Source organism: Jatrophihabitans telluris, assembly GCF_023516435.1.
GTDB lineage: Bacteria > Actinomycetota > Actinomycetes > Mycobacteriales > Jatrophihabitantaceae > Jatrophihabitans_A > Jatrophihabitans_A telluris.
The window spans coordinates 1,603,169-1,627,722 of sequence record NZ_CP097332.1; the positions used below are offsets into that span (position 1 = coordinate 1,603,169).

General features: G+C 67.2%; 26 protein-coding genes. 23 read left to right on the top strand and 3 right to left on the bottom strand.

Annotated elements, in window-relative coordinates:
• Positions 1 to 10 precede the first annotated feature (10 nt).
• The 22 genes from thrC (at position 11) to M6D93_RS07665 (ending at position 21,660) form a co-directional block, all read left to right on the top strand.
• On the top strand, positions 11 to 1,087 hold the full coding sequence (gene thrC / locus M6D93_RS07560) for a threonine synthase (RefSeq protein WP_249773747.1): 1,077 nt from the start codon (positions 11 to 13) through the stop codon (positions 1,085 to 1,087).
• A gap of 10 nt (positions 1,088 to 1,097) precedes the next feature.
• Positions 1,098 to 1,997: a homoserine kinase gene (gene thrB / locus M6D93_RS07565; RefSeq protein WP_249773748.1), complete on the top strand. Its 900-nt coding sequence runs from the start codon at positions 1,098 to 1,100 to the stop codon at positions 1,995 to 1,997.
• Between the two features lie 402 nt (positions 1,998 to 2,399).
• The gene (rho, locus tag M6D93_RS07570) at positions 2,400 to 4,685 is read left to right on the top strand and encodes a transcription termination factor Rho (RefSeq protein ID WP_249773749.1); all 2,286 of its coding nucleotides are present in this window, start codon (positions 2,400 to 2,402) and stop codon (positions 4,683 to 4,685) included.
• 324 nt (positions 4,686 to 5,009) lie between these two features.
• Entirely contained in the window at positions 5,010 to 6,422 is a 1,413-nt protein-coding gene (locus M6D93_RS07575) for an ABC transporter substrate-binding protein (protein WP_249773750.1), read from the top strand.
• A gap of 152 nt (positions 6,423 to 6,574) precedes the next feature.
• Complete coding sequence (locus M6D93_RS07580; protein WP_249773751.1) at positions 6,575 to 7,636, top strand: carbohydrate ABC transporter permease; 1,062 nt, start codon at positions 6,575 to 6,577, stop codon at positions 7,634 to 7,636.
• Positions 7,633 to 8,625: a carbohydrate ABC transporter permease gene (locus tag M6D93_RS07585; protein ID WP_249773752.1), complete on the top strand. Its 993-nt coding sequence runs from the start codon at positions 7,633 to 7,635 to the stop codon at positions 8,623 to 8,625. The genes M6D93_RS07580 and M6D93_RS07585 overlap by 4 nt, the downstream gene beginning before the upstream one ends.
• Positions 8,626 to 8,891: 266 nt before the next feature.
• Positions 8,892 to 9,113, top strand: coding sequence for a 50S ribosomal protein L31 (rpmE, locus tag M6D93_RS07590; RefSeq protein WP_249774185.1), 222 nt, complete (start codon positions 8,892 to 8,894; stop codon positions 9,111 to 9,113).
• A 148-nt stretch (positions 9,114 to 9,261) separates the two neighbouring features.
• Positions 9,262 to 10,347: a peptide chain release factor 1 gene (gene prfA, locus M6D93_RS07595; RefSeq protein WP_249773753.1), complete on the top strand. Its 1,086-nt coding sequence runs from the start codon at positions 9,262 to 9,264 to the stop codon at positions 10,345 to 10,347.
• 39 nt (positions 10,348 to 10,386) lie between these two features.
• On the top strand, positions 10,387 to 11,229 hold the full coding sequence (prmC, locus tag M6D93_RS07600) for a peptide chain release factor N(5)-glutamine methyltransferase (RefSeq protein WP_249773754.1): 843 nt from the start codon (positions 10,387 to 10,389) through the stop codon (positions 11,227 to 11,229).
• 99 nt (positions 11,230 to 11,328) lie between these two features.
• Positions 11,329 to 11,973, top strand: coding sequence for an L-threonylcarbamoyladenylate synthase (locus M6D93_RS07605; protein WP_430667210.1), 645 nt, complete (start codon positions 11,329 to 11,331; stop codon positions 11,971 to 11,973).
• A 109-nt stretch (positions 11,974 to 12,082) separates the two neighbouring features.
• On the top strand, positions 12,083 to 13,198 hold the full coding sequence (locus M6D93_RS07610) for a glycosyltransferase family 4 protein (protein ID WP_249773755.1): 1,116 nt from the start codon (positions 12,083 to 12,085) through the stop codon (positions 13,196 to 13,198).
• Positions 13,199 to 13,271: 73 nt separating this feature from the next.
• On the top strand, positions 13,272 to 13,643 hold the full coding sequence (locus M6D93_RS07615; RefSeq protein ID WP_249773756.1) for a hypothetical protein: 372 nt from the start codon (positions 13,272 to 13,274) through the stop codon (positions 13,641 to 13,643).
• Between the two features lie 23 nt (positions 13,644 to 13,666).
• Positions 13,667 to 14,053: an AtpZ/AtpI family protein gene (locus M6D93_RS07620; protein ID WP_249773757.1), complete on the top strand. Its 387-nt coding sequence runs from the start codon at positions 13,667 to 13,669 to the stop codon at positions 14,051 to 14,053.
• Entirely contained in the window at positions 14,050 to 14,868 is an 819-nt protein-coding gene (gene atpB, locus M6D93_RS07625; RefSeq protein ID WP_249773758.1) for a F0F1 ATP synthase subunit A, read from the top strand. The genes M6D93_RS07620 and atpB overlap by 4 nt, the downstream gene beginning before the upstream one ends.
• Positions 14,869 to 14,951: 83 nt before the next feature.
• Positions 14,952 to 15,170, top strand: a complete 219-nt coding sequence (atpE, locus tag M6D93_RS07630) for an ATP synthase F0 subunit C (protein ID WP_249773759.1) — start codon at positions 14,952 to 14,954, stop codon at positions 15,168 to 15,170.
• Positions 15,171 to 15,208: 38 nt separating this feature from the next.
• Positions 15,209 to 15,778: a F0F1 ATP synthase subunit B gene (locus M6D93_RS07635; RefSeq protein WP_249773760.1), complete on the top strand. Its 570-nt coding sequence runs from the start codon at positions 15,209 to 15,211 to the stop codon at positions 15,776 to 15,778.
• The gene (locus M6D93_RS07640) at positions 15,775 to 16,602 is read left to right on the top strand and encodes a F0F1 ATP synthase subunit delta (protein ID WP_249773761.1); all 828 of its coding nucleotides are present in this window, start codon (positions 15,775 to 15,777) and stop codon (positions 16,600 to 16,602) included. The genes M6D93_RS07635 and M6D93_RS07640 overlap by 4 nt, the downstream gene beginning before the upstream one ends.
• Positions 16,603 to 16,733: 131 nt before the next feature.
• On the top strand, positions 16,734 to 18,317 hold the full coding sequence (gene atpA / locus M6D93_RS07645; protein ID WP_249773762.1) for a F0F1 ATP synthase subunit alpha: 1,584 nt from the start codon (positions 16,734 to 16,736) through the stop codon (positions 18,315 to 18,317).
• A gap of 3 nt (positions 18,318 to 18,320) precedes the next feature.
• Positions 18,321 to 19,262, top strand: coding sequence for a F0F1 ATP synthase subunit gamma (locus tag M6D93_RS07650; RefSeq protein ID WP_249773763.1), 942 nt, complete (start codon positions 18,321 to 18,323; stop codon positions 19,260 to 19,262).
• 1 nt (position 19,263) lies between these two features.
• On the top strand, positions 19,264 to 20,718 hold the full coding sequence (gene atpD / locus M6D93_RS07655; protein ID WP_249773764.1) for a F0F1 ATP synthase subunit beta: 1,455 nt from the start codon (positions 19,264 to 19,266) through the stop codon (positions 20,716 to 20,718).
• A gap of 92 nt (positions 20,719 to 20,810) precedes the next feature.
• Complete coding sequence (locus M6D93_RS07660; RefSeq protein WP_430667221.1) at positions 20,811 to 21,188, top strand: F0F1 ATP synthase subunit epsilon; 378 nt, start codon at positions 20,811 to 20,813, stop codon at positions 21,186 to 21,188.
• Between the two features lie 52 nt (positions 21,189 to 21,240).
• Positions 21,241 to 21,660 carry a DUF2550 family protein gene (locus M6D93_RS07665; RefSeq protein ID WP_249773766.1) on the top strand — a complete coding sequence of 140 codons (420 nt, stop codon included), beginning with the start codon at positions 21,241 to 21,243 and terminating at the stop codon, positions 21,658 to 21,660.
• Here M6D93_RS07665 and M6D93_RS07670 read toward each other — a convergent pair.
• Positions 21,657 to 22,235 carry a cob(I)yrinic acid a,c-diamide adenosyltransferase gene (locus M6D93_RS07670; RefSeq protein WP_249773767.1) on the bottom strand — a complete coding sequence of 193 codons (579 nt, stop codon included), beginning with the start codon at positions 22,233 to 22,235 and terminating at the stop codon, positions 21,657 to 21,659. The two genes, M6D93_RS07665 and M6D93_RS07670, sit on opposite strands and share 4 nt — an antisense overlap.
• Positions 22,236 to 22,284: 49 nt before the next feature.
• Here M6D93_RS07670 and murA point away from each other — a divergent pair, with 49 nt between their 5' ends.
• Entirely contained in the window at positions 22,285 to 23,562 is a 1,278-nt protein-coding gene (murA, locus tag M6D93_RS07675; protein ID WP_249773768.1) for a UDP-N-acetylglucosamine 1-carboxyvinyltransferase, read from the top strand.
• Positions 23,563 to 23,579: 17 nt separating this feature from the next.
• Here the strand turns inward: murA and M6D93_RS07680 are convergent, their stop codons facing one another.
• Both M6D93_RS07680 and M6D93_RS07685 read right to left on the bottom strand, forming a co-directional pair.
• Complete coding sequence (locus M6D93_RS07680; protein WP_249773769.1) at positions 23,580 to 23,885, bottom strand: hypothetical protein; 306 nt, start codon at positions 23,883 to 23,885, stop codon at positions 23,580 to 23,582.
• Between the two features lie 40 nt (positions 23,886 to 23,925).
• Positions 23,926 to 24,462, bottom strand: coding sequence for a phosphoribosyltransferase (locus tag M6D93_RS07685; RefSeq protein WP_249773770.1), 537 nt, complete (start codon positions 24,460 to 24,462; stop codon positions 23,926 to 23,928).
• Positions 24,463 to 24,554 lie beyond the last annotated feature (92 nt).

Genomic DNA, 24,554 nt, shown 5'->3' on the forward strand with positions numbered 1-24,554 from the left:
CGGGACGACGATGAGTGGACGGCAATATCAGGGCAGTGGCTGGCCGGGCCTGATCGAGGCCTACCGCGACCGGCTTCCGGTGACCGCGGCGACCCCGGTCATCACTCTGTACGAGGGTGGTACGCCGCTGGTGCCGGCGAACCGACTGTCCGAACGACTCGACGCCGAGGTCTATCTGAAGGTCGAGGGTGCCAATCCGACCGGTTCGTTCAAGGACCGCGGCATGACGATGGCCATCTCGAAGGCGGCCGAATCCGGAGCCAAGGCAGTCATCTGCGCCTCGACGGGCAACACTTCGGCTTCGGCGGCCGCGTATGCCGTGCGCGCCGGCATGGTCTGCGCGGTGCTGGTTCCGCAGGGCAAGATCGCGCTGGGAAAGATGGCGCAAGCCTTGGTGCACGGGGCGAAACTGCTCCAGGTGGACGGAAACTTCGACGATTGCCTGGAATTGGCGCGCAAGCTCGCGGTCGACTATCCCGTTGCTCTGGTGAACTCGGTGAACCCGGACCGGATCGAGGGTCAGAAGACGGCCGCCTTCGAGATCTGTGACGTTCTCGGTGCGGCGCCGGACATCCACTGCATTCCGGTCGGCAATGCCGGGAACATCACGGCCTATTGGAAGGGCTACACCGAGTACGCCCGCGATGGCGTCGTCGAGAAAACCCCGGCTATGTATGGCTTTCAGGCCGCCGGTGCCGCACCGATCGTGCTCGGGGCGCCCGTGCTCAAGCCCATGACCATCGCGACCGCGATCAGGATCGGAAATCCAGCCTCCTGGACCCAGGCCGAGCAGGCGCGAGACGAGTCCCACGGACTCATCGACTCGGTCACCGACAAGCAGATCCTGGAGGCCTACCGGTTACTGGCCCGGGAGGAGGCCGTGTTCGTCGAGCCCGCGTCGGCGGCCAGCGTCGCGGGGCTGCTCAAGGCCGCGGCCGGCGGCCTGGTGCCCAGCGGCTCACGAGTGGTCTGCACCGTGACCGGTAACGGCCTCAAGGACCCCGAGTGGGCGATCGCGGGCGCTCCGGCGCCGGTGACCGTCCCGGTCGACGCCGGCGCAGCGGCAGCGCGGCTCGGGCTCGCCTGACGTGGCGCCGGTGTTTCGAACCGGGCCGGTCACCGTCGAGGTACCGGCCACCAGCGCCAATCTGGGCCCGGGCTTCGATGCCTTCGGGCTGGCTCTGGATCTCACCGATACCGTCACCGCCGAACTCGTGCCCGGGGGTCTGGAGATCGAGGCTGCGGGCGAGGGCGCCGATGCGGTGCCGGTGGACGAAAGCCACCTGATCATCCGGTCGATGCGCTCGACGTTCGACCGGCTCGGCGGACAGCCCGCGGGTCTGCGCCTGACCAGCGAGAATCGGATCCCGCACGGCCGCGGACTGGGCTCCTCGGCCGCCGCGATCGTCGCCGGGGTGTTGTTGGCACGGGCGCTGGTGCGCGGTGGCGCTGAGCAATTCGACGACGCCGAGGTGCTGGCCCTGGCCAGTGAGCTCGAGGGTCACCCGGACAACGTCGCCGCGTGCCTGCTCGGCGGATTCACGATCGCCTGGACGACGGACGGACGGGGCCGTGCGGTCCGGTCCGAGCCCAAGGGCGTTCACCCGGTGTTGTTCATCGCAACCGAGAGCTCGTCCACGCACACCGCCCGAGCCGCCCTGCCGCCGTCGGTTCCGCACCCCGACGCGGCGTTCAACGCCGCTCGCTCGGCGCTGCTGGCGCTGGCCCTGACCCAAGGCCGGACGGAGCTGTTGATGAGCGCTACCGAGGACCGTTTGCATCAGCCCTACCGCGCGGCGGCCATGCCGGCGAGCTCGGCCTTGGTGGCCGAGCTGCGGAGGGCCGGTATCCCGGCCGTCATCTCCGGCGCCGGCTCGTCCGTCCTGGCTCTCGTAGGTGACCAGGATCAGGTCACGCCCGCGCGCGCGTACACGCCGCAGGGCTGGCGCTCCTTGGCGTTGGCCATCGGCGAAGGCGCTGCTCTCACGGCGTCCTGACCACGGCGCGACGACGCGGTCGACGCGGTCAGGGCGGTCGCGCCGGATGGCCGTGGGTCACGGTCGAGGCGTCGAACCGGAGACGCGGAATACGACACGCCCCACCCATGTTGTGCGAGTGAAGCCAAAGCGTCTACGCTTAGCCCATTCTCGCGGAACCACGGTAGGTGGGTACACGCGACGAACGCAGCTCGATGAGCCTGCTGATTCGATCCCTGAGACGAAGAACTCGCCGGATTCGACGACTCCATCCTCACGGAACGCATCTGCCGCGGGCGCATCCGGCTGCAAACCTGATTGATCGGCCTGCCGATCACTCCCGGCGAATACCCGCCGAATTTCCATCGGCGTGCACCTGGCCTGTGCCGGCGCACGACCACCTCGGAAGGATCCGACACCACAGTGACAGACACCCAGGACCAGCTCGACGTCCTGTCCAGCGCCGATTCCGGCGTCAATGACAGTTCGGCCGCTCGCGCCAAGCGCCGCTCCGGCTCGCTGTCCACCATGCTGCTTCCCGAGCTGCAGGCCCTCGCGTCGTCGATGGGCCTGTCCACCGGCAAGATGCGCAAGAGTGACCTGATCGTTGCTATCGAAAGCGCCAGCCACCCCAAGGGCAAAACCGACCGCGCACCGGCGAACACCGCCGACCGTTCCCCTGAGCGCGCCAGCGGCCGGGCTCCGGAGCGCGAAACGAACGCCGACACCGACGGCGGCGATACGTCCTCCTCGGCTCCCAAGACCCGAACCCGCCGCGCGGCAACCCGGGCCGCCGGACCGGCTCAGCCGACCCTCGACGGTGAGGCCGGCGAGGTCACCAGCGCGTCGGGCGACGCCGGTAACGCCGGTAACGCACCGCGCCGGTCGCGTTCGGCCCAGGCCGACTCGGCGCGCGCAGAGGGCGGCGCAGAGAGCGGCCAGAACCGGACGAACGGCGAGAGCGCGAGCAACGCCTCGGCAGGCACCGAGTCCTCGTCGCGGCGGGACTCGCGCGACAACCAGTCTCGTGACGGCCGCGACGCTCAGGGCCGCGAAAGCCGCGACAACCAGTCCCGCGACAACCAGTCCCGCGAAGGTCAGTCCCGCGAAGGTCAGTCCCGCGACAACCAGTCCCGCGAAGGCCGTGACGGTCAGGCCCGCGAAGGCCGAGACGGTCAGGCCCGTGAGGGCCGGGACAACCAGGCCCGTGAGGGCCGGGACAACCAGGCCCGTGAAGGTCGGGACAACCAGCCCCGCGAAGCTCGCGACGGTCAGTCGCGCAACGAGCGAAACCGCGGACAGAACAGCGGCAACAACTCTGGCAATCAGGGTGGTCAGCAGAACGATCGCAACCGGTCCCAGGGCAACGCCCGCAACGATCGCAACGACGTTCGCAACGACCGCAACGACGTTCGCAACGACAGTCGCGATGACGAGGACGACGAGTTCGGCGGCAGCCGGCGTGGTCGGCGTTACCGCGATCGGCGCGGCCGCAATCGCGAGCGCTTCGACGGCGGCCCCGCTGGTGGCAATCGCCAGGAAGTCGAGCCGACGGTCAGCGATGACGACATCCTGATTCCGGTCGCCGGCATCCTGGACGAGGTCTCGGACAAGAACACCTGGTTCATCCGCACCAACGGTTACTTCGCCTCCACCGACGACGTCTATGTCGCGAACTCCCACATCCGCCGCTTCGAGCTGCGCCGCGGTGACGCCGTCACCGGTGCCGTCAAGCAACCGCGTGAGGGTGAGCGCAAGGAGAAGTTCAACCCGCTCGTCCGACTGGATACCGTCAACGGTGTCGAGCCGGAGAAGGCGCGTAACCGGGTCGAGTTCACCAAGCTCACGCCGCTCTACCCGCAGGACCGTCTGCGGCTGGAGACCGAGCCGAACATCCTCACCACCCGGGTCATCGACCTGGTCATGCCGATCGGCAAGGGCCAGCGCGCGCTGGTCGTCTCGCCACCCAAGGCCGGTAAGACCTCGGTGCTGCAGGCCATTGCCAACGCGATCGCCGTCAACAACCCGGAATGCCACCTGATGGTGGTGCTGGTGGACGAGCGTCCCGAAGAGGTCACCGACATGCAGCGCTCGGTGAAGGGTGAGGTCATCGCCTCCACCTTCGACCGTCGCCCGCAGGACCACACCATGATCGCGGAGTTGTCCATCGAGCGGGCCAAGCGTCTGGTCGAGATGGGCCACGACGTCGTCGTGCTGCTCGACTCGATCACCCGCCTGGGTCGTGCCTACAACCTGGCGGCGCCGGCCTCCGGCCGCATCCTGTCCGGTGGTGTGGACTCCACCGCGCTGTACCCGCCCAAGCGGTTCCTCGGCGCGGCCCGCAACATCGAGAACGGCGGCTCGCTGACGATCATCGCCACCGCGCTGGTCGAGACCGGCTCCACGATGGACACGGTCATCTTCGAGGAGTTCAAGGGCACGGGCAACGCCGAACTCATCCTGGATCGCAAGATCGCCGACAAGCGAGTGTTCCCGGCCGTCAACGTCGACACCTCGGGTACCCGTAAGGAAGAGATCCTCATGGCGCCGGACGAGCTCAACGTCGTCCTCAAGCTCCGGCGCGTCCTGCACGCACTCGACCCTCAGCAGGGGATCGACCTGCTGCTCGACCGGCTGAAGAAGAGCCGTACGAACATCGAGTTCCTGATGCAGATCGCCAAGACGGCTCCGGGCGGCGACGACCGCTGAGCGGGGAGCGCGGCACGACCAGCTGACGAGCGGGCTGTCCTATTCTTTAACGCTTGAAATGTTGTGAGTTCTACGTTACGTTTCCGGCGCATTTCGCCGAAGGCGACGCGAGGCCGCCCGACTCAATGTCGGGCGGCTTTTCGCGTCTCTCGTGAGAGCGATCTCAGTGCCGGGATACGGGACAGCCAAAGTTCGGTAATGAGTGTGTAACGGTTCTGCATCTCAACAGAGAGACAAGTCACTATTTCCTCCGGGACGTGCGAAGGTACCTAGCGGTGTAAGCGGTATCAGCCGTACCGCCACCAATCGGAGGGAGCAATACATATGCGGTTCAAGAAGGCGAGCGCGCTCGTCACGCTGGCCACGGCGGTGACGCTGCTGGCGGCTGGGTGTAGCTCGAGCAAGAACAACACGCCGAGCACGGGCGGATCGTCCAGCTCGACGGACAACTCGGGCGCGCAGCCGGCGTCGAAGATCAAGCCCGTGACGATGACCGGTGACTGTGCGGCGTACGGAAAGTACGGAAAGTACAGCGGCGCAACCGTCACGATGTACGCCTCGATCACCGACCCCGAGGGTGGTTACCTCCAGCAATCGTGGAAGCAGTTCGAGACCTGCACCGGTATCACGATTCAGTACACCGGTGACAAGGAGTTCGAGACTGCGATCAAGACCAAGGTCGAGGGTGGTAACGCTCCGGACATCGCGATCATCCCGCAGCCGGGTCTGCTGCAGACCTTCGCGAGCGCGGGCAAGCTGAAGCCCGCCAGCCAGGCGGTGACCGACGAGGCCAAGGCCAACTGGGTCAAGGACTGGATCTCCTACGGTTCGTTCGACGGCGTCTTCTTCGGTGCCCCGATGGGCGCGAACCTGAAGTCGCTCGTCTGGTACTCGCCGAAGATGTTCGCCAAGGCGGGGTACTCCATCCCGAAGACGTGGGACGAGATGGTCGCTCTCTCCGACAAGATCGCCGCCACCGGTCAGAAGCCGTGGTGCGCGGGCATCGAATCGGGTACCGCTACCGGGTGGACCGCCACCGACTGGATGGAAGAGGTCATGCTGCGCATGTATGGCCCCGACGTCTACGACCAGTGGGTTCAGCACAAGATCCCGTTCAACGACCAGAAGGTTCAGGACGTCCTGGCCGCGGTCGGCAAGATCTGGAAGAACCCGAAGTACGTCAACGCCGGTATCGGTGACGTGCAGTCCATCGCCACCACCGCGTTCGCGAAGGCTGGTCTGCCGATCGAGAAGCAGAAGTGCTGGCTGCACCAGCAGGCGAACTTCTACGGCGCCAACTGGGACAAGGGCTACACCATCGGCCCGAAGTCCACTGACGACATCTACGCCTTCTACGAGCCGCCGATGAACACCAACTTCGGTAACCCGATCGAGGGCGGTGGCGAGTTCGTCGGTGCCTTCACCGACACCGCCCAGGTCGAGGCCGTCCAGCTCTATCTCGCCAGTGGCGAGTGGGCAACCTCGCGCGCCAAGATCCACCCAGGATGGATTTCGGCCAACCAGAAGGTCGACAAGACCGTCTTCACCGACCCGGTGGACGCGCTCTCGGTTGGGATCCTCACCGACCCGAAGGCGACCTTCCGTTTCGACGGATCCGACGCCATGCCGAGCGCTGTCGGCGCCGGTAGCTTCTGGTCGGAAATGACGAAGTGGATCCAGGGTCAGAGCGACAAGGCAACTCTCGACAACATCGAGAAGTCCTGGCCCGCCTCCTGATCTAGCTACATCCAGCCGCGGCGGTCGGACGAGCTGAGCTCAGTTCGTCCGATCGCCGTGGCTTTTCGTATGACCCCCTTGCGGCACCCCCGATCGGTCTGGTGTGATCGGGGCCACATCGTCCTTGAAAGGGCGTGATTCCATTGGGTTGGTTGAACGACTGGGCGCATTCGTCCAGTGCGGCCGGCAAGATCGCCTTCGCCTTGGTGGTCGCTGCGGCGTTCCTGGCCGTCATCGGCCTTCTGCTTCTACTCGTCGACCGGGCGCCCAAGAAGGGCCAGGAGAAGATCCAGGCCTTCATCTTCCTGCTCCCGGCCGCGGTCCTGATCATCATCGGTCTGCTGGGCCCCATCATCACCACCGCGGTTCAGTCCTTCACCAGCGGTGAACGCAAACGTCCCAACTGTTTCCCTCGACCCGGCCACAGCTGTCTGCTCGACAAGGGTGGGTCGTGGATCGGTTTCGACAACTACAAGTGGGCCTTCAGCGATCAGCAGACGCAGCAGGCACTGTGGAACACGCTCAAGTGGGTGCTCATCGCCCCCGCGGCGGCGACGATCATCGGACTCGCCTACGCGGTCGTCATCGACGGCATCCGTGGTGAGTCACTGGCCAAGGCGCTGGTGTTCCTGCCCAACGCCATCTCCTTCGTCGGCGCGGCGGTCATCTGGGGCCTGATGTACGCCCAGCCCTCCGGTCTCGGGGCCGAGGGTCTGGTCAACAAGGTGCTCGGCTGGTTCAACCTCGGCCCATTAGGCTTCCTGCAAAATAATCACACAACGTACTTCCTGATCGTGATCATGATCTGGATCCAGGCCGGGTTCGGCACCGTGCTGCTCTCGGCCGCGATCAAGGGTGTTCCACAGGAACTCATCGAGGCGTCCAAGATCGACGGCGCATCTCCGTGGCAAACGTTCCGCAAGGTCGTCGTTCCCTCTATCCGTCCCACGATCATCGTGGTGTTCGTGACCATCTCGGTAGCGACGCTGAAAATCTTCGACCTGGTGCAGGCTTTCGGTGCCAACCAGCACGGCGGCGACACCCTGGCAAACCGCATGTTCACTATCTGGAAGCAGGGTGGGATCTCCATCGGTGCAGGCGGTACCGTCGGCGACCACCGTTCGTCCACCATCGCGATGATCATCTTCCTGCTGGTCATCCCGTTCGTGGCCTTCCAGGTCCGTCAGATGGTTCGAGCGAGGGCGGGACGATGAGCGAGATCAAGAACACCGAGCTGGTCATCAACCCGCAGGGAGGGGCGCCGGCGACGGAGATCCCCGAGCGTTCGAGCACGGCGGTGGGTCGGGTCCGTAAGGGTTTGACCCACCCCGTGGCCTCGCTCGTAGCCCTGGTCATCGGCCTGCTGTGGACGATCCCGACGGCCGGGCTGCTCGTGCAGTCCTTCCGTCCGAAGACCGCACAGGACACCAGCGGGTGGTGGACGGCGTTCGCCCACCCCGGCAATTTCACGCTGGACTTCTACCGGCAGCTGACGGTCGGGCTGCACGGTGACAGCACTGGTTCCTTGTTGCCCTACATGGCGAACTCGCTGGCCATCGTCATCCCGGCCGCCATCATCCCGATGGCAGTCGCGGCGATGGCCGCCTACGCGTTGGTGTGGATCGATTTCCCTGGTCGGGACTGGATCTTCGTCGGGATCTTCGCTCTGCAGGTTGTGCCGTTGCAGGTGGCTGCGGTCCCGGTGCTGCGGTTCGTCGTGAGCGGCTGGCACTTGGGAAGCACGACCATCATCCCGTCGATGGGCCTGTCCGGAACGGTGGGCGCGATCTGGCTCGCCCACGCCTGCTTCGCGCTGCCGCTGGCCGTGTTCCTCATGCACAACTTCATGTCCGAGGTGCCCAAGGACCTGCTGGAGGCGGCCAGGATCGACGGCGCGAACCACGGCCAGATCTTCCGGCAGGTCATGCTCCCGTTGCTCAAGCCCGTGCTGGCCGCCTTCGGGATCTTCCAGTTCCTGTGGGTCTGGAACGACCTGTTCGTCGGTTCGGTCATGAGTGGTGGCAACCCGAACATCAGCCCGATCACCGTGAAGATCAGCAACCTCATCGGAGCGACCTCCGGTGCCGGCGGGGAGCGAGTACCCGCAGCGGGGTTCCTGTCGATCATCATCCCGTTGATCGTGTTCATGAGCTTGCAGCGTTACTTCGTTCGCGGTCTGCTCGCCGGGTCGGTCAAGGGCTGATCATTGCGTCCTCCGAGCGGGGTCCCGCGCTTGCGCGCCGGGCCCCGCTTCGCGTTGCCGGCCACCACCCGCGTCAGGGGTACCCGCGGGAATGGATGGCGTTGGGCCGGCGTTTGGTCAGATGTGCCGTTAGCTGGCACACTGTCTGGTTGACGAACCCGGCTCCGGTTCACGTCATGAACTCCGGTCCCACCGATCCGTGGTGGGTGGGGGACGACCCGGCGGCCACTTACCGGCATCGAGAGATGCCACCGAAGGGAACCACCGTGAAGGACACCATTCACCCCGAATACGTGGTCACTGAAGTGACCTGTTCGTGTGGGAACTCGTTCACCACCCGCAGCACGGCCAAATCCGGCCAGATGCACGCCGAGGTCTGCTCCGCCTGCCACCCGTTCTACACCGGCAAGCAGAAGATCATGGACGTCGGCGGTCGCGTGGACAAGTTCGAGAAGCGCTACGGCAAGCGCACCCGCACCAACGCTTAGCTCCATCGACGGCGCCCGTCGGCTGCCGCCCCACTGAGGGCGGCGCCGGCGGGCGCCGTTGTCTGTTCGCCCGGTGTTGGTGCCGCCTCCGGCAGGCGACCGCCGCCAACACCAGCCATACCGCCGGAAAGACGAACGGAGCACCGAGATGGCCGAAGGTTCCTCCAACCTGACGCAATTGCTCGACGAATACGCCGAGACCGAGAAGGCGCTGGCCGACCCAGCCGTGCACGCTGACCAGGCCGCGGCCAGGCGGCTGGGACGCCGTTACGCGCAGCTAGCGCCGATCGTCGCGACCGCCCGCGAACTGGAAGCCGTGCGCTCGGACCAGGCGGCGGCTCGCGAGTTGGCCTCCGAGGACGCCGCGTTCGCCGCCGAGGCCGAGGAGCTGGCCGAACGAATCCCCGAGCTGGAATCCAAGCTGCGGGAGCTACTCGTCCCCAAGGATCCCAACGACCCCAAGGACGTGATCCTCGAGATCAAGGCCGGCGAGGGCGGCGATGAATCTGCGTTGTTCGCGGGCGATCTGCTGCGCATGTACCTGCGTTACGCCGAGCGCCAGGGGTGGACGACCGAGGTCCTCGACGACGAAGCGACGGACCTGGGCGGGCACAAGTCGGTGACGGTCGCGGTGCGCGGTCGCACGCCGGAACAGGCAGTCTGGCAGCGGCTCAAGTACGAGGGTGGCGTGCACCGAGTCCAGCGGGTACCGGTCACCGAATCGCAGGGTCGAATCCACACCTCCGCCGCGGGTGTTCTCGTGCTACCCGAAGCCGAGGACGTCGACATCGAGATCGACCCCGGCGACCTGCGCATCGACGTCTACCGCTCATCGGGACCGGGCGGGCAGAGCGTGAACACCACCGACTCCGCCGTGCGCATCACCCACATCCCCACCGGGACGGTCGTGGCCATGCAGAACGAGAAAAGCCAACTGCAGAATCGGGAAGCCGCGCTGCGGGTACTGCGGGCCAGGCTGTTGGCCCACGCCCAGGAGCAGGCTGCCCAGGCGGCATCCGACGCCCGACGGTCCCAAGTGCGCACCGTCGACCGCTCCGAGCGCGTTCGTACCTACAACTTCGCCGAGAACCGAATCGCCGACCACCGGGTCAACTTCAAGGCCTACAACCTCGACCAGGTGCTCGACGGCGCTCTGGACGACGTCATCGACGCGCTCACCCAGGCCGACACGGATGCGGCGCTGGCCGGGTCCGGTTCGCCCGGCTCCGACTGAGCAATGACAGATGCTGACGCACGAGACCGCCTACCCAGCGTGTTGGTCCGAACCGGTGCCGCAACGCTGGGCGCGGCCCGGGTCGCCTCGCCCCGGGTCGATGCCGAACTGCTGCTGGCCCATCTGCTCGGTCTCGGCCGAACCGGCCTGATCAGTGCCTCGGCCGTGACGGAGGAGGTCCGGGTTCGCTTCCAGGAACTCATCGCCGAACGCGCCAGTGGGGTGCCGGTACAGCACCTGACCGGCACCGCGCCGTTCCGGCACCTGCAGTTGCGGGTGGGGGCCGGCGTGTTCATCCCACGTCCGGAGACCGAACTGCTGGTGGAGATCGCCGCGGACGCGCTCGCCGAGGCGAACATCGTGCTCGACCTGTGCTCCGGTTCCGGCGCGCTCGCGCTGTCGATCGCACAGGAGCTCAACCCGCCGCGGGTCATCGCCGTCGAGCGGTCCGCGGCAGCTCTGCGGTGGTTGCGAAGCAATGCTGCCGACCGTGCCGAGGCCGGCGATCGGCCCATCCAGATCATCGAGGCCGACGTCGACGAGCCGGAGCTGCTGGCCGAGCTGACCGGCGCGGTGGACGTGGTCGTGAGCAATCCGCCCTACGTACCCAGGACAATCTCCTCCCAGCTCGGGCGCGAGATCGCCTTCGACCCGCCCGAAGCCGTCTTCGCCGGGCCTGATGGACTCGCACTGATGCCGGCGCTGTTCGCGACCGCGGCCCGGTTGCTTCGTCCGAGGGGGTTGTTCGCCTTCGAACACGACGAGTCCCATCCGAGCGCGGTCGCCGACCTGCTGACCGGCGCGGGTGCCTGGGACGACGTGACCGGCCACCGGGATCTGGCCGGTCGGGGCCGTTTCACCTCGGCCCGCCGCGCGGGCTGACCCGGCGGCCGGGCAAGATGGCGGGACGGGACCACGCACGACAGGGTCCGCCCGAGCGAGCCGGCAGCCGACTCGCGCGACGAGCCGGGAGTTCAGACGTTGAGCGACATGTTGGACTGCACCGATCCCACTGACCGGTCCAATGCGATTGCGGCGGCCGTCCGCGCCGTCGAAGGGGGCTCGGTCATCGTCCTGCCGACCGACACCCTCTACGGCGTCGGCGCCGATGCGTTCAGCCCGTCCGCGGTCACCGGGGTGCTCGCCGCCAAGGGCCGCGGCCGGGACATGCCGGTCCCGGTGCTGGTCGGGTCCTGGCAGACCATCGAGGGCCTGGTCAGCTACGTCACGCCGCCGACCCGCGCGCTGATCGAGGCCTTCTGGCCCGGCGGCCTGACGCTGATCGTCGAACATGCGCCGTCGTTGGCCTGGGATCTCGGCGACGCCCGGGGGACCGTCGGGATCCGGATGCCGCTGCACCCGGTGGCGCTGGAGTTGCTGGAGCGCACCGGGCCGATGGCCGTGTCCAGTGCGAACCGAACGTCGATGCCACCCGCGACCACCGCCCAGCAGGCCTACGACCAGCTCGGCGAGTCCGTGTCGGTCTACCTGGACGGCGGGCCGGTTCCGATCGGCAAGCCGTCGACGATCGTCGATCTGACGGGCGACGTGCCTCGCCTGGTTCGTGAGGGCGCCGTGACGCTGGCTCAGCTGACCGAGGTCGTGGGCGTCGTCGAGACCCGCTGAGTCCGGCTTGCATCGCGGGCCCAGCCACGAGGGTTAACCTCAGACGATCCCGGCCGGCGTCCATGTGGGCGCGGCCTCACCGTCCGGACGAAGGAGCAGCGAGGGCGCAGTGCATCCGTCACTGGAATACGCCCTGGTGGGCTGCATGGCCGCGATCGGCGCGTATTTGTTCACGCCGCTGGCCCGCCAACTGGCGATCCGCTGGGGCGCGGTGGCCAAGCCGCGCGATCGCGACGTGCACGCCAGTGACACTCCGCGCCTGGGAGGCACCGCGATCCTGGTCGGGTTCGCGATCGCCATGGTCATCGCTCATGCGCTGCCGACCCTGCGTGGCACCTTCGCCAACGGCACGGAGATCAGCGGCGTGCTGTGGGGCGGGCTCATCGTCTGCCTGCTCGGCGTGCTGGACGACCGCTACGAGCTGGACTCCCTCACGAAGTTCGCCGGGCAGATCCTGGCCGCGGCGGTGATGTCGATCGTCGGTGGCATTCAGCTGCTGACCGTCTATGTCCCCTGGGGCCACACCGGGATCGTGCTCGACCGCGACGCCAGCGTCGAGCTCACCATCCTGCTGACCGTGCTGACCATCAACGCCATCAACTTCATCGACGGCCTGGACGGACTCGCCGCCGGCGTCACCGCCATTCAGGGCGTGGCCTTCTTCGCCTACAGCTATCACCTGGCCGCGGCCGGCAACACCGACATCGCGGCCGCACCGACCCTCATCAGCGCGGGATTGGTCGGCGCGTGTCTGGGGTTTCTGCTGCACAACTTCGCCCCCGCCCGGATCTTCATGGGCGATTCGGGCTCGATGCTCGTCGGGTTGATGCTCTCGGCCGCCGCCACCACGGCGGTGACGAAGGTGGATCCCCAGTCCCTGGGTCGCGCCGGCGCGCTGCCGTTGTATCTGCCGCTGGTGCTCCCGCTGGCGGTGCTGGCGTTGCCGTTCGGCGACCTGGTGCTGGCGGTGGTGCGCCGCCTGAGGCGCGGGCAGTCCCCGTTCGCGCCCGACAAGGAGCACCTGCACCATCGGCTGATGGAGCTCGGCCACAGCCATCGTCGCGCCGTGCTGCTGCTGTACTTCTGGTCGGCCGTGCTGGCCTTCGGGGCGGTGGCGATGGCACTGACCAACGGGCCGTGGCTGGTGATCTCGGTGGTTGCCCTACTGCTGCTGGCCGGCATGCTCGTCACCGCCATCCCACGACTTCGATCGGCCCGGCTGTGAACCTGGCGCAGGATGCGGGAACACCAGGCGGCGACTGCGTGTGGTCAGTGTCAGGCTCGCGGGAAGGATCAGGATGAGTGCGGTCAAAACCCGCTGGCTGTTGCTCGCGGTGACGGCGGCGGTCGGAGGATTGCTCTTCGGCGTCCTGGCCGCCGCCGGTCCGCGCGCCGCGCTGAGTTTTCTCGGCGGCGAAGTCATCGCGGTCTTGCTCTTCGAGGTGAGCGGGTTCAATATCCGTTACACGGAGCGGTATCTGCCCAACCTGACGATGGTGGCGGCGATGTTCAGTTATGTCATGAGCGCGATCGCGTTGGCCGTGATCCTGCTGGTCTCCTCGCCTCGCGTGGTCGACGCGCAGGCGATCGCCATCGGCCTGGTCGCCGGGGTCATCGTGTGGGTCGGGACGGAAGTAGCCCGTACCAGGGTGCGGTCCGCGCGTCCCTGAGAGCCTGTTAGCATTTCGAGCAGATGAACCAGCCATCCAAACCCGATGCTTCCGCGCCGGGTGGTGACCCCTGGGCGGCGTTCGGCTACATGGTCGCCGGCGTTGCCTTCTACGGAGTCATCGGGTGGGGGCTCAGCGTGTGGCTCCACGCCGACTACTGGATTCCCATCGGAATCCTGGCAGGTTTGGGGCTCGGGATGTATCTGGTTTTTTCCCGTTATCGCATCGGGGGAACCGAAGCATCCGGCAGTTCGCACGGCAGCACGCACGACCGCATCAACAACGGCAAGACCAGCACGCACAACAGCACACCAAGCGGTACCAGCACCACCGACGCGTCAGAGCCGCGCCCTGACGATGCAGCCCCAGATGTACGGCCAGATAGTGATGACCGAGGAGAGACTGCGTGAGCGCCACAGGCATGGTCCTAGCAGGCAAGGCATACACCACACCGGGCCCGCTCGAGTTCTTCCTGCCTGATTTCACCGGCAAGCACTGGAACGACGGTGGCTACAACGTCCTGCTGACCAAAGCCTCCGTGCTGCTCGTGCTCGGCGCCGTGCTGGCCTACTGGTTCCTCGCTGCGACCTCCCGCCGCCAGGCCCTGGTCCCCACCAAGGGTCAGTACCTGGGCGAGCTGGCCTACAGCTTCATCCGCAACGGCGTCGCGCAGGACATCATCGGTGCCAAGCAGTACCGCAAGTACGTCCCGCTCCTGGTCTCGCTGTTCTTCTTCGTGCTCTTCAACAACCTGTTCGGCATCGTGCCGTTCCTGACTTTCTCCACCTTCTCCCGGGCGAGTTTCGCCTACGGCCTGGCCCTGCTGGTGTGGGTGATCTACAACGGCGTCGGTGTGGCTGACAAGGGTTTCTTCGGCTACCTCAAGCACGTGACCGTCCCCTCGGGTGTGCCGAAGGTGATGCTGATCCTGCTCATTCCGCTGGAGTTCTTCTCCAACATTCTCGTCCGCCCGATGACCCTGTCGTTGCGTCTGTTCGCCAACATGTTCGCCGGGCACCTGCTGCTCGTGCTGTTCTCGACCGGCGGAGCGTGGCTGCTCGTCGACGCGACCGGTTCGATCGTTTTGAAACCCGCGGGCATCCTCGCCTACCTTCTCGGTATCGCCATCGGCTTCCTCGAAGTCATCGTGGCGGTGCTGCAGGCCTATGTGTTCACCCTGCTGACGGCGACCTACATCGGTGGATCGCTGGCGGCAGACCACTGACCGTCCCGCAGTAAGACTTTCCCAACGCGCACCACGCGCACCACGAGAACGGTCACAACGACCGACAACGAAAGGAAACCCCAATGGGTGGCTCCCTCAACATGGTTGGTTACGGCCTCGCCGCGATCGGCCCCGGTATCGGTGTCGGCCTGGTGTTCGCCGCTTACATCAACGGCACGGCCCGTCAGCCGGAGATGCAGAGCCGGTTGCAGCCGATCGCGTTCCTCGGCTTCGCCCTGACCGAGGCCCTTGCCATCATCGGTATCGCCCTCGCGTTCGTGCTCAAGGCCAAGAACGGCTGATCCAGCCCTGACGTCCATCGACCGTTAGAGGTTCTGCAATGACACCGATTTTTCTAGCCGCAGACGCCGAGCCGAATCCGCTCGGCTTCAACGTGGCCGAGTTCGTGCTCGTGCTCATCGTCTTCGTGCTGCTGTACCTGCTGGTCCGCAAGTTCGTCGTGCCCGCCTTCGAGAAGTCCTTCGCCGAGCGGCGGGACGCGATCGAGGGCGGCATCGAGCGGGCCGAACAAGCCCAGGCCGAGGCGGCTCGCCTGCTGGAGCAGTACAACGCCCAGTTGGCCGAGGCGCGCTCGGAGGCGGCCCAGATCCGCGAGGGTGCCCGGGCTGAGGCCCAGCGCATCGTCGAGGATCTGCGTACGCAGGCGCAGGAGGAGTCGGCGCGCATCGTCGCCCGGGGCGAGGAACAACTGGCGGCCCAGCGCAGCCAGGTGGTCCGCGAACTGCGCGGTGAGATCGGCACCCTGGCGGTCGAATTGTCGGAGAAGATCATCGGACAGAAGCTGAGTGACGACGCGACGGTGCGCAGCACGGTCGACGCCTTCCTGGCCGACATCGAGGCCCAGCAGTCCGCCGGTCACGGTGCCGCCAGCCCGGGGGGATCTGCATGATCCACGCAGCGTCCCGCCTGGCCCTCGTGGAGTCCCGCGAGCGGCTGAACGGGGTGCTGTCCGGCCTTGGCACGGACGGCACCGGGCCGAGCACGCTGGCTTCGGAGCTCTACGGCACGGCTGACCTGCTCGTGGGTCAGCCGCGCCTGCGCCGGACTCTGGCCGACCCGTCCACCGATGCGACCAACCGGGGCAACCTGTTGCGTTCGCTGTTGGCCGGACGGCTGAGCGGGCCGACTCTGGAGGTTGCCGGGGCCGTCGTGGAACAACGCTGGTCCTCGGCCTGGGACCTAGCCGATGCCCTGGAGATCCTCGCCGACGAAGCGTTGCTGGCCTCGGCCGAGCAGCAGGGCACGCTCGACACGGTGGAGGACGAACTCTTCCGCTTCGAGCGCATCCTCGACGGTGCACCCGAGCTCACCGCGGCGCTGGACGAGCAGGGCGCTCCACCCGCGCGCCGGATCGAGTTGCTTCGGTCGGTGCTCGGCAGCAAGGTTCAGCCGATCACGCTGGAACTGCTCGAACACGCCGTCACCAGCGCGCGCAAGCGTTCGATCGCGCTGGCCATCGATGATCTGCTCGAGGCCAGCGCGGCTCGTCGTCAGCGCTCGGTCGCCCGGGTCATCTCGGCGACCGAACTCACCGAGGCTCAGACGGGCCGGCTGACCGCCGTGCTCAGCGAGCTCTACGGCCGCCCGATCAGCGTGCGGAGCGCGATCGACCCGGGTATCCGTGGGGGACTGGTCGTGCGTGTGGGCGACGAGGTCATCGACGGGACCATCGCCTCCAGGCTGGCCGCGGCCAAGATCGCACTGTCGCACTGACGGCGACACGACAACGCCCGGCGCTCGCGTCGGGCAGCATGAGCAACAGGCAGGGCGGCTCGTAGCGGCTCTGAGGAGCTACGAACCGATATGACCACCGCAGTTCGCGAGAAGAGACAGAGGAACATGACATGGCTGAGCTGACCATCTCCGCCGACGAGATCCGGAGTGCGCTCGAGGGCTACGTGTCCTCCTACACCCCGGAGGCCTCCCGCGAGGAGGTCGGCGTCGTGGCCGACACCGGCGACGGCATCGCCCACGTCGAAGGCCTGCCCAGTGCCATGACCAACGAACTCCTGGAGTTCGACGGCGGCACCCTGGGCCTGGCGCTGAACCTCGACGTCCGCGACATCGGTGTCGTCATCCTCGGTGACGCCTCCAAGATCGAGGAGGGACAGCCGGTCAAGCGCACCGGCGAGATCCTGTCGGTCCCGGTGGGCGACGCCTTCCTCGGCCGCGTCGTCAACCCTCTCGGTGTTCCCATCGACGGCCTCGGCGAGATCGAATCAGAAGGCCGCCGCGCACTGGAGCTGCAGGCCCCCACCGTGGTCCAGCGCAAGGAGGTCCGCGAGCCGCTGCTCACCGGCATCAAGGCCATCGACGCCATGACCGCCATCGGTCGCGGCCAGCGCCAGCTGATCATCGGGGACCGCCAGACCGGCAAGACGACCGTCGCGCTCGACGCCATCATCAACCAGCGCAACAACTGGAAGACCGGCGATCCGAAGCAGCAGGTCCGCTGCATCTACGTCGCCATCGGTCAGAAGGGTTCGACGATCGCCGCGGCGAAGAAGACCCTGGAGGAAGCCGGCGCGCTGGAATACACCACCATCGTCGCGGCGCCCGCCTCCGACTCGGCTGGTTTCAAGTACCTGGCCCCCTACACCGGCTCGGCCATCGGTCAGCACTGGATGTACGCCGGCAAGCACGTCCTCATCGTGTTCGACGACCTGTCCAAGCAGGCCGAGGCCTATCGCGCCGTGTCGCTGCTGCTGCGCCGTCCGCCGGGCCGCGAGGCCTACCCGGGCGACGTCTTCTACTTGCACTCGCGGCTGCTCGAGCGTTGCGCCAAGTTGTCCGACGAGCTCGGCGGCGGCTCGATGACCGGTCTGCCCATCATCGAGACCAAGGGCAACGACGTCTCGGCCTACATCCCGACCAACGTCATCTCGATCACCGACGGCCAGTGCTTCCTGGAAACGGACCTGTTCAACGCAGGCGTCCGGCCGGCCATCAACGTCGGTATCTCGGTGTCGCGGGTCGGTGGTTCGGCGCAGACCAAGGCGTTGAAGTCGGTAGCCGGCCGTCTCCGGGTCGACCTGGCCCAGTACCGCGAACTGGAGGCCTTCGCTGCCTTCGGCTCCGACCTGGACAAGGCCAGCCAGCAGCAGCTACGTCGCGGCTCCCGACTCGTGGAGCTGCTCAAGCAGCCGGCAGCCTCACCGTTCTCGCCGGAGAAGGAGGTCGTCTCGATCTGGGCCGGCACGACCGGCGTCCTGGACGATCTCGAGGTCGCCGACGTGCGCCCCTACGAGGCCGCGCTGCACGACTACATCGCGCACAACGCCCCTGGCATCTTCGACACCATCGTCAACACCGGCAAGCTGGAGGACGACACCATCGCGGAGCTGGAGAAGGCGGCCGCCGAGGTCAAGTCGCAGTTCACCGCCGAGAAGGCCAGCGCCAAGCAGGCCGCTGAAGCGGCGGCGAAGTAGCCGATGGGCGCCCAGCTTCGGGTCTACCGACGGCAGATCAAATCTGTCCAGTCGACCCAGAAGATCACCAAGGCGATGGAGCTCATCGCCGCCTCGCGCATCGTCAAGGCGCAGAACCGGGTCAACGCGGCCCGGCCCTACGCCGATGAGCTCACCCGCGCGCTGGCTGCCCTGGGCAAGGACAGCTCGCTGAAGAACCGGTTGCTGACCGGCGTGGACAACCCGCGCCGCTCCGGCATCGTGCTCGTGACCTCCGACCGCGGATTGGCCGGTGGATACAGCGCGAACGCCATCAAGCGGGCCAACGAGTTGTCGGAGGAAATTCGCGCGGCGGGCAAGGAGCCGGTGCTGTACGTCATCGGCCGTAAGGGCGTTGCCTACTACCGGTTCCGCAACCTGCCGGTCGCCGACAGCTGGACCGGGTTCTCCGAGCAGCCCAACTTCATCGACGCCCGTGAGGCGACCACCGCGGTCGTCGGCGCCCTGGAGGCAGGCAGCGACGGTGAGTACCACGACGCGCCGGGCATCGACGAGCTTTACGTCGTCTACACCAGTTTCGACTCGATGGTCACCCAGACCCCGACCGCGGCCCTGGTGGCTCCGGTGAAACTGTCGCAGGACAACCCCGCTGAGGCCGACGAGTCCGCGGTCAAGGACGGCGCCCCGGGCCCGTCCTACGACTTCGAGCCGGAGCCCGAGGAACTGCTCGGGGCTTTGCTGCCCCGCTACATCAGCGCCCGGATCTTCTCCGCGCTGCTGGAGTCGGCCGCTTCGGAGTCGGCCGCCCGTCGCCGCGCGATGAAGTCGGCCTCGGACAACGCGTCGGACCTGATCAAGACCTACACACGACTGGCGAACCAGGCTCGCCAGGCCGAGATCACCCAGGAAATCAGCGAGATCGTCGGTGGCGCCGATGCTCTTGCCGCAGCAGGAAGTGACTACTGACATGACGACACTGTTCGAAGATGCCGCCTCGACCGACACCTCCGGTACCGGCGTAGGTCGAGTAGTTCGGGTGACCGGTCCCGTGGTCGACGTCGAGTTCGGCCGCAACAACATCCCGGACCTGTTCAACGCGCTGACCCTGGAGGTCGAGCTCGGCGAGCTGTCCAAGACGCTCACGCTGGAGGTGGCCCAGCACATCGGTGACGACATGGTTCGGGCCATCGCACTGCAGCCCACCGACGGTGTCGTTCGCGGCGCCGAGGTGACCGACACCGGCGGCCCCATCTCGGTGCCCGTGGGTGACATCACCAAGGGCCATGTGTTCAACGCACTGGGTCAGCCGCTGGACGAGGCAGGCATCGGGCTGGAGTTCCCCGAGCGCTGGAGCATCCACCGCGACCCGCCGGCCTTCGACCAGCTCGAGTCCAAGACCGAGCCGATGTGGACGGGCATCAAGGTCATCGACCTGCTCACCCCTTATGTGACCGGCGGGAAGATCGGCCTGTTCGGCGGCGCCGGTGTCGGCAAGACGGTGCTCATCCAGGAGATGATCTACCGGGTGGCCAAGAACTTCGGTGGCGTCTCGGTGTTCGCCGGCGTCGGTGAGCGCACCCGCGAGGGCAACGACCTGATCGCTGAGATGACCGAGTCGAACGTTCTCGCCGATACGGCGCTGGTCTTCGGCCAGATGGACGAGCCGCCGGGCACCCGGCTGCGGGTCGCGCTGTCGGCGCTGACGATGGCGGAGTACTTCCGCGACGTCCAGGGCCAGGATGTGCTCCTGTTCATCGACAACATCTTCCGGTTCACCCAGGCCGGGTCAGAGGTGTCGACCCTGCTGGGCCGCATGCCGTCCGCCGTGGGTTACCAGCCCACGTTGGCCGATGAGATGGGTCAGCTGCAGGAGCGGATCACCTCGACCCGCGGCCACTCGATCACCTCGATGCAGGCGATCTACGTCCCGGCCGACGACATCACCGACCCGGCGCCCCACACCGCCTTCGCGCACCTGGACGCGACCACCGTGCTTTCGCGCCCGATCTCGGAGAAGGGGATCTACCCGGCGGTCGACCCGCTGGACTCCACCTCCCGCATCCTGGACGCGCAGTACATCGGCCAGGACCACTACGACGTGGCGTCGGAGACCAAGCGGATCCTGCAGCGCTACAACGAGCTGCAGTCCATCATCGCCATCCTCGGCATCGACGAGCTCTCCGAAGAGGACAAGATCCTGGTCGGCCGCGCCCGGCGAATCGAGCGGTTCCTGTCGCAGAACACGTTCGTGGCCGAGCAGTTCACCGGCATCCCCGGATCGTTCGTACCGGTCGAAGAGACCATCGACGCGTTCAAGAGACTGGCCGCGGGCGATTTCGACGCCTACCCCGAACAGGCGTTCTTCATGTGCGGTGGCCTCGAGGACCTCGAGAAGAAGGCTCACGAGCTGCGTAACGCCTGACGTTTTCGCGGTGGCCCTTCGAGGGTTGCGCCGCTTGAGGTCTGACGTTCAACCAGAGGTCGAGACAGGAAGAGGGATCGATGCCCAACACGATGCAGGTCGAGCTGGTCTCGGTCGAGCGCCCGATCTGGTCGGGTGAGGCGACCGCGGTGTACGCGCGGACGCCCGAGGGCGAGATCGGCGTCATGGCCGGACACGCCCCGCTGCTGGGCGCGCTCGAGCCTGGCTGGCTGGTGCGGATCCAGCAGGCCGACGGGGTCGAGCAGCGTATCGCCGTCCACGGCGGGTTCCTCTCCGTTCGGCACGATGGCGTCTCAGTCCTGGCTGAGATCGCCGAATCCTCGGACGAGATCGACGTCGCCCGAGCCCGGGCCGCACTGGAACGGGCTGGATCCGGCAGCGACGACGACACGGTCGCCGCCCGGAACCGGGCGCTGTCCCGGCTCCGCGCGGCCGGGGAACAGGTATAGCGGACTTGCCGTTCGGGTCACGGCCCGAACCTGATCGCCACGGAGGCACGCGGTGACGACGGTCGAGATTCTCGCCTTCGTCGCCGTGTGCCTCCTGTTCGTCCTGGCGCTGGCCGCCTGGTCACTCGTGGTGCTCCACCAGCGACGGATGGTCTCCTCCGTCGGTGGCCTTGCGGTCGCCTTCAAGCGCGGGGAAGAGCGCTGGGCCAACGGGGTCGGCCGCTACTCAGGCGACGAGTTCATCTGGTACCGGACCCTGACGTTCTCACCGGCACCGGCTCAGCGGCTGCCCCGCACGGAACTCCGGGTGCTGTCGAACCGAGCCTGGGACGCCAAGCGGGACATGGCGCTTCGGCCCAACCTGTCCATCGTCGAGTGCAGCTTCCGCGGGGAGACGATCAGTCTCGGATTCCCCGACAACGGGCGTACCGGCTTCCTGTCGTGGCTGGAAGCGGCGGCACCGCGCTTCTAGCCGCTCCGGCCGCCGCCCGGCTGCCAGAGCACATCCCCGCCCGGGTTGGCCGCCCGCGCCAGAATGAAGAGCAGGTCCGAGAGCCGGTTGAGGTAGGTGGCCGTCAACGGGTTCGTCCGGTCCTCATCCTTCTGGATCAACGCCCAGCAACTGCGCTCGGCTCGCCGGGCCACCGTGCGCGCCGCGTGCAACAGCGCGGCGCCGGCGGTCCCGCCGGGCAGGATGAACGAGCTCAGCGGTTCGAGGTCGGCGTTGAACTCATCGCACCAGGCCTCCAGCCGGTCGACATAGTCCTGCGCCACCCGCAACGGCGGATACTTCGGCTCGGCCACGATCGGGGTGCACAGGTCCGCTCCGACATCGAACAGATCGTTCTGGAGCTGGGCGATGACCGCGGCGATGCGCGGCGGTAACTGTCCCAGGGCGGCGGCCACACCCAAGCAGGCATTGGTCTCGTCGGTGTCGGCGTAGGCACTGACCCTGATGTCGGTCTTGGCGACCCGGCTCATGTCGCCGAGCGCGGTGGTACCGGTGTCGCCGGTCTTGGTGTAGATCCGGGTCAGGTGGATGGCCATGCCCGCCAATCTAGCCAGTGGCCCACCACCCGATGACTAGGCTGTCCGGGTGCAGGTATTTCGAGTGGTCGGCGGTGCCCGGTTGTCGGGTGAGGTTCCCATCGTCGGCGCCAAGAACAGTGTCCTGAAACTCATGGCGGCCGCGCTGCTGGCGCCAGGGCAGACCACCATCGCGAATCTGCCCGCGATCTCCGACGTGACGATCATGAACCAGCTGCTCGAGCGGCTGGGGTGTGAGGTTTCCGAGCATCGCGACGCCGCGGGGACCGATGTGGTGGCCATCGGGGTCCCGGAGCTTCCCTCCGACCGGGCCCCCTACGAACTCGTTCGCAAGATCCGAGGATCGATCTGCGTGCTGGGACCGTTACTGGCCCGGTGCGGTCGTGCGCAGGTCGCCCTGCCCGGCGGCGACGCGATCGGCTCCCGCCCGCTCGACATGCACTTCATGGGCCTGGAGAAGATGGGCGCCGAGGTTCGGGTCGAGCACGGGTACGTGATCGCAGAAGCCGGCGAGCTGCGCGGCGCCACGATCTGGCTCGACTTCCCGAGCGTCGGCGCGACCGAGAACATCCTCACCACGGCCACTCTGGCCAAGGGGACCACGGTCATCGACAACGCGGCCCGCGAACCGGAGATCGTCGACCTGTGCCAGATGCTGGTGTCGATGGGCGCGCAGATCGACGGGGTCGGGACCTCGACCCTGGAGATCACCGGGGTCGACAGCCTGCAGCCGACGTCGCATCGCGCGGTGGCCGACCGGATCGTGGCCGGCACCTGGGCGGTGGCGGCGGCGATGACCCGTGGGGACGTGACTATTCGCGGCGGAAACGCCGCTCATCTGGAGATCGCCCTGGACAAGCTCCACCACGCCGGAGCCACGGTGGAGGTGCTGGCCGACGGGTTCCGGGTGGCAGCGCAGGACCGGCCGCGAAGCTTCGACGTGGTGACCCTTCCCTATCCGGGCCTGGCCACCGACCTGCAGCCGCAGGCCATCGCCTTGCTCTCCATCGCCGAAGGCACCGCGATGATCACCGAGAACCTGTTCGAGGCGAGGTTCATGTTCTGTGACGAGATCGCGCGCATGGGGGCCGATGTTCGTACCGACGGCCACCACGCGGTCGTCCGGGGCAAGCCGGAACTGTCCGGTGCCCCGGTGCGCGCGACCGACATCCGGGCTGGGGTGGGCCTGGTGCTCGCCGGTCTGGTGGCCGAGGGCGTCACCGAGGTCTCGGAGATCCACCACATCGATCGCGGGTACGTCCGCTTCGACGAGCAGATGCGCTCCCTCGGCGCCGACGTGACCCGGGTCGAGTCGGAGATCTTCTGACCGTCGAAGCGGCGACGTCAGCCCTCGAGCAGCCGGCGCGCCTTGTCGGCGTCGGCGGTGAACACCAGGACGTCATAGTGGTTGGCGTCCAGACGCGAGACGGTGCAGCGGACACCGCCGGCCGAGAGCCGGTTCTTCACCGTCAGTGCCTGCGAACGACCCGCTGATCCCAGCACTGCAGTCAGCATGCCCAGGTCCGCCCCCGGGCCGTGGGCCGGACGGCCGGTGCGAGGGCGGGACGGCTTGAACACCCACCGCACGACGAAGGCCAGCATGACGGCCACGACGAAGGCGGTGATCGGCACCGAGAGGTCGAAGCCCATCTAACGACGATAGGCCGGGATGGGCACGCCGGTCACGGTCTCAGGCATCCTTGCTGCGCGCGCCGGTGACAACCGGCGGCTCGACCGACCACGGGAAGTTGATCCAGCGATCGGTCCGCTTCCAGACGTACTCGCACTTGACCGTCGAAGGCGGCTTCTCGTACACCACCGCGCACCGGACGTCCGCGACGTAGTCGGCGCAGAAATCCTTCACCAACCGCAGCGTGGCGCCGGTGTCGGCCACATCGTCGGCGATCAGGACCCTGGCTCCGGAGAGGTCCACCGGCTGCGGGACCGGGGGCAGGACGACGGGCATCTCCAGCCGCGAGTCGACGCCGGTGTAGAACTCCACGTTCATCACGTGCAGGTTCTTGACGTCGAGGGCGTAGCCGAGCGCGCCCGCCGCGAACAGGCCGCCGCGGGCGATGGCCAGAATGAGGTCCGGACGGAAACCGTCCTCGGCGATCGAGGCCGCGAGTTCGCGGCTGGCCACCCCGAAGGCCGCCCAGGTGAGGTTCTCCCGCTCGTCGGCGGCGCCGACCGCACTCGTCCCGTCCGTCCCGTCCGTCTGGCCCATGGCGCGATCATGCCAGAGCCACGGCGGGCACCCCTGGGGATGCCGGACGTAGCGGTACGGCCGGAGCAAACGGTCCGGCTCCGACGGCTGCG